Raw genomic sequence first — 3,653 nt, forward strand, 5'->3', positions numbered from 1 at the left:
ACCATGACTTCTCCTTTTATTACTAAAAGTTATGCTCTCAATGCAGTAGCACAACTGTCTTGACCGATGACTACATAGCGTTTGCGGCAAAAAGTTTTTCCTGGGGGCAGGGTGTGGGGTGTGGGGTTTTACCAGTTTTGAGGTGGCCAATTACCTAATTTTCAGGGAAAAAGTGCCTAAATTTCCCCCCGATCACTCCCATATCCAGTGCTTTTTGATTGACAAAAGGTCTAAAAGTCTTACCCAACAAGGTTTTTAGATTTATTCAGCCAGCCCTAATTACTCAGAATCTTGGGTAAAGTTGCACCAATGCTCGTCGGAATGAGATGTGTTCCGACTAGGTTCTTGGCTGGAGAATGAGCCATTAACTTCTTGCCATTGCCGGACTAGCAAAGATACTCCAGATCGAAACCCTAGCCAGAAAAATTAGAAAAACAGCCCTGGGGGTGCTTGCGAGTGCTATAAAGGTAAGTAGTCATCTCGATCGCCTACTTGTCCTAACTATGCCACGCACTCAACGTAACGATAATTTTATTGATAAATCTTTTACCGTCATGGCGGATATCATTTTAAAGATGCTCCCCGCCAATAAAAAAGCCAAGGAAGCCTTTGTTTATTACCGTGATGGGATGTCTGCCCAAGCTGACGGCGAATACGCCGAAGCCCTCGATAATTACTATGAGGCTTTAACATTAGAAGAGGATCCTAACGATCGCAGTTATATCCTCTACAATATCGGCATTATCCACGCTAGTAACGGCGAGCATGAAAAGGCTCTGGAATACTACGAAGAAGCTATCCAACTTAATCCCAGAATGCCCTCCGCTTTGAATAATATCGCCGTTATTTACCATTTTCAGGGGGAAAAAGCCAGAGAAGACGGTCAACAGGCCGAAGCGGAAGCACTCTACGACAAAGCGGCAGAATACTGGAAACAAGCCATCCGATTAGCCCCCAATAACTACATTGAAGCCCAAAACTGGCTGAAAATCACCGGGCGATCGGAAATTGATGTTTTCTTCTAAATTGAGGAGTCGGTCGTCAGGAGACAGGAGACAGGAGACAGGAGGCAAAAGGCAAAAGGCAAAAGGCAAAAGGCAAAAGGCAGCTTTATTCTCCCCACTCCCCTACTCCCCCACTCCCCAATTCATAATTCATAATTCATCATTACCCCATTTCTCCCATGATCGATCGAGCTACAGTTGAAAAAATCGCCCATTTAGCCCGTTTAGAGATTAATAGCAGCGAAGAAGAACAATTTGCGCTGCAATTAAGCGGGATACTGGATTATTTCGAGCAGTTAAGCGAATTAGACACGGAAAATGTGCCACCCACCACGCGAGCGATCGAAATTCAAAATATCACTCGCGCCGATGGTAATAGACTTTATCCCGATCACGAGGTCTTAGTGCAGGAATCGCCGGCTCCAGAAGGGGATTATTTCCGGGTTCCCCGTATTCTCAACACCGACGAAGAGTGAATTAGTGATCAGTGATCAGATGTGAGTTTTCAGTTTACTGTTTACTGATCACTGATTTAGATGCCATCTAGGGTTTTTGCTGCTATCTTGGACTAAGATCAGACCTAGCAATGGAGACATAATATAATGATCGCATCTCAAGATGTGGCACCATTTCAGCTTATTTCGACCGTAGAATCGGCAGCAACAGAATTTAGACCTTGGGGTTCTTTCACCACTCTAGAAGAAGGTCTTGGTTATAAAATCAAGCGAATTGAAGTGAATCCGGGTCATCGTCTCAGTTTACAGATGCACTACCATCGCAGTGAACACTGGATTGTGGTTTCGGGAACGGCAAAAGTCACCTGTGGAGATAACGAAGAAATTCTCGGAGCCAATCAGTCCACTTATGTGCCGCAGTGTACGGCTCACCGTCTGGAAAACCCCGGGGTGATCAAATTGGTATTAATCGAAGTGCAGAATGGGGAATATTTAGGAGAGGATGATATAGTCCGTTTTCAGGATGATTATGCTCGCCATCAGAGCTAAGACCGTGTTTAGGGAGACAGAAAGGCAAGAAACTATATTTTCGCCCCAAAAACCTTTTGAGGTTAGTCTGCCTGACTGTCTTCCCTGCTGTCAAGGCTTGTCAAGTTCTAGAAAAATTTTCTTTTCGGGCCGGGTAGCGGTTTTCCTCCATGGCAGAAAAATAAACTTCCCCTAGGCCCTGTGTGGGAAGCTTGAGGAAAGCTGGGCTAGGGGAAATAATTTATTCCTTTGCTGGATTAACTTTAGCATATAACTCTCATTTGTCAGGACTATAACAGCCAGATGTCAATTCTGTGACAAATGCGAGTTTTCAGTTTACTGATTGCTGGTGACTGATTACTGGTTACTGTCGTCCACTTATTTTCTGAGAATTCTAGAGGTACTTGTAAATATTTGTTACAAGGAGACGCGGAAAAATCTGAGGACAGGGAGACAAGAAAGGATTATCGACGGGGATCAAGGATTTCAGTAGGAAACTAGATTGGGGATCAAGGGAAACCGATTGTAAAGTTTTCGATACCTCTTGGCGATTTTTGTAATAGTTCGATACATATAACATAGATGATCAGCGATGATTGTAAATTTATATTGCGAATAGCTCATCTTCTTCGGTGTTTTCCCTATACTGGTTCTCATCAACTTTGAGCCGACGTGCAGAAAAGTTAGACCACCAAGTTTGTAAGAGGTCAGGAAGATGCAATTAACCGCAAGAAATAACTGGGGCCACGTTTCTTTAGCAATGCTAAAAAGCTTTCTTCTCTGGAGTTTCGTCCTCACTGTCTGTTTATTAGTAGTGGGATTTCCTTTAGTAGTATTAATGATGACAGTGGGGGCATTGTCGGCGATTATCTTACAGTCGGTTTTACCGGTTAGTTCCGTGCTTTTAGTGGCGGGAATGATTATTGGTATTAACATTTTGGCTATCCTAATTAGTGCCGCTTTGTTAGCAGCAAAAGGTGTTCATCCCCATGAAGTTAGCTGGTTGCACTGGTTACACGGTGAGGCAAAAACTTCTCATCAAGCTGTTTATGCTTCTTGTCCCCTAACTTGCGGGATGATTCATTAAATCTGATTTTCTTACAGTGGAATTACTTACCTTTTTTCTATTTAGATTTATTTAAGTTTTCAACTGCTTTATCGGTTGACTATACAGATTCCAAGCTAGTGCAACCCGGTTTTACCGGGTTTTTTCATCATTATTGAACTAAAGCAGTGGCTCTCCCTGGTTTGGTGGGTAAAATGTATTCTAAGATACAGTTTTGCGGGCAAGTGAGTGGAATGGGAACCACTCCAGACACAAAGGACACAGAGATCGATCACTACTATATAAGTTAAACTGATCACACAAAGAATAAGAGAGCCAAGCAGTTATCTGAATAATGGGGCGTAGGTCTTCGCTCAAATTAGGTTAAACTTCATCTATTAAGCTAAGACGCATTTAAAGCACTTATTCTTAAGATTAGCCGAATCTCCCCCAATCCCTTTACTGTTGCCTCTTGCCTCTTGCCTCTTGCCGCGTCGCAACAAGCAATTGAAATGCTTAACAGCTTATCAGAAAGGCTGTAACTGAATGTTAGAAGACAAGGAGATGGGAGCTTTTGATAACTGATAACTGATAACTGATAACTGATAACTGATCACTGAT

The 3,653-nt window shown here is 42.9% G+C and carries 5 protein-coding genes; 4 read left to right on the forward strand and 1 reads right to left on the reverse strand.

The features are described 5' to 3' along the window. Positions 1 to 503 precede the first annotated feature (503 nt). The 4 genes from PX482_RS13510 (at position 504) to PX482_RS13525 (ending at position 3,074) form a co-directional block, all read left to right on the forward strand. Complete coding sequence (locus PX482_RS13510) at positions 504 to 1,025, forward strand: photosystem I assembly protein Ycf3 (RefSeq protein ID WP_002760118.1); 522 nt, start codon at positions 504 to 506, stop codon at positions 1,023 to 1,025. 158 nt (positions 1,026 to 1,183) lie between these two features. Next, positions 1,184 to 1,480 carry an Asp-tRNA(Asn)/Glu-tRNA(Gln) amidotransferase subunit GatC gene (gene gatC / locus PX482_RS13515; protein WP_288094672.1) on the forward strand — a complete coding sequence of 99 codons (297 nt, stop codon included), beginning with the start codon at positions 1,184 to 1,186 and terminating at the stop codon, positions 1,478 to 1,480. A 126-nt stretch (positions 1,481 to 1,606) separates the two neighbouring features. Beyond that, a complete protein-coding gene (locus PX482_RS13520) occupies positions 1,607 to 2,008 on the forward strand; it encodes a phosphomannose isomerase type II C-terminal cupin domain (RefSeq protein ID WP_287169945.1) in 402 nt (133 codons plus the stop codon). 694 nt (positions 2,009 to 2,702) lie between these two features. Next, positions 2,703 to 3,074 (forward strand): hypothetical protein, encoded by a 372-nt coding sequence (locus PX482_RS13525; RefSeq protein ID WP_002760125.1) that lies wholly within the window; start codon positions 2,703 to 2,705, stop codon positions 3,072 to 3,074. 95 nt (positions 3,075 to 3,169) lie between these two features. On the opposite strand, the gene PX482_RS13530 is transcribed toward PX482_RS13525, so the two are convergent. Further along, complete coding sequence (locus PX482_RS13530) at positions 3,170 to 3,352, reverse strand: hypothetical protein (protein WP_071825054.1); 183 nt, start codon at positions 3,350 to 3,352, stop codon at positions 3,170 to 3,172. Positions 3,353 to 3,653 lie beyond the last annotated feature (301 nt).

This window comes from Microcystis sp. M53602_WE12 (assembly GCF_030065455.1).
In the GTDB taxonomy this organism is placed as follows: Bacteria; Cyanobacteriota; Cyanobacteriia; order Cyanobacteriales; family Microcystaceae; genus Microcystis; species Microcystis aeruginosa.

What these genes read in the sequence shown, in the direction of transcription:
- PX482_RS13510 (WP_002760118.1), top strand. Translation starts at nt 504, where the DNA reads ATGCCACGCACTCAACGTAACGATAATTTTATTGATAAATCTTTTACC.
- gatC (WP_288094672.1), top strand. Translation starts at nt 1,184, where the DNA reads ATGATCGATCGAGCTACAGTTGAAAAAATCGCCCATTTAGCCCGTTTA.
- PX482_RS13525 (WP_002760125.1), top strand. Translation starts at nt 2,703, where the DNA reads ATGCAATTAACCGCAAGAAATAACTGGGGCCACGTTTCTTTAGCAATG.
- PX482_RS13520 (WP_287169945.1), top strand. Translation starts at nt 1,607, where the DNA reads ATGATCGCATCTCAAGATGTGGCACCATTTCAGCTTATTTCGACCGTA.